Annotated in this window: 1 protein-coding gene; it reads left to right on the forward strand. The window is 43.9% G+C overall.

Features of this window, described 5'->3' with window-relative positions:
* Positions 1–585, forward strand: a 585-nt coding sequence (gene araC, locus R7R78_RS26530; protein WP_225474662.1) for an arabinose operon transcriptional regulator AraC, incomplete at its 5' end; no start/stop codon positions are given.
* Between the last annotated feature and the right edge of the window lie 103 nt (positions 586–688).

A 688-nucleotide genomic window follows, 5' to 3' on the forward strand; every position in this document is an offset into this window, starting at 1 on the left:
AACGCATCATGGTTTCACCGCTGGGTCTATTTTCGTCCTCGTGCCTTTTGGAATGACTGGTTGTGTTGGCATGAACAACGAAATGGTGTGTATCTGACTCAAGGATTAGATAACAGCACGATTTCTCAGATTGAACGCCTATTCATCGACATTGAGTACATTTCCAAATCAGACATGCCTTATCGAGATGATCTCGCGATTAACTTACTGGAACAACTGCTGATTCGCTGTAAAACTATTCAACCTGATGTGGTGAGCAAACCGTTAGATCCTCGTGTTATTGAAGCGATGAACTACATGACGCAGAACCTGAATCAAAATTTCACACTAGAAGACATCGCTGATTTCACCTGCCTGTCCGCCTCACGCTTAGGGCATCTATTTCGAGATGAAGTTGGCATGACCATTACTCAATGGCGTGACGACCAACGTATTAGCCGAGCGAAACAATTGTTGGTCACAACCAACTATTCGGTCAATCACATTGGTCGTATCGTTGGTTATACCGACCCACTCTACTTTTCTCGCGTATTCAAACGTAAAGCCGGCGCAAGCCCCAAATTGTATCGAGAGCAGATTAGTTGAAGGTTATCTTGAACACTCACTGTGCACTGACTACAATAGCGCACTTTTTTACGGAATTTAGGTCACAAACATGACAGATACAGCAAAACCAGCTCTACCAGAT

The sequence above is a fragment of the Vibrio sp. 2134-1 genome (assembly GCF_033339495.1).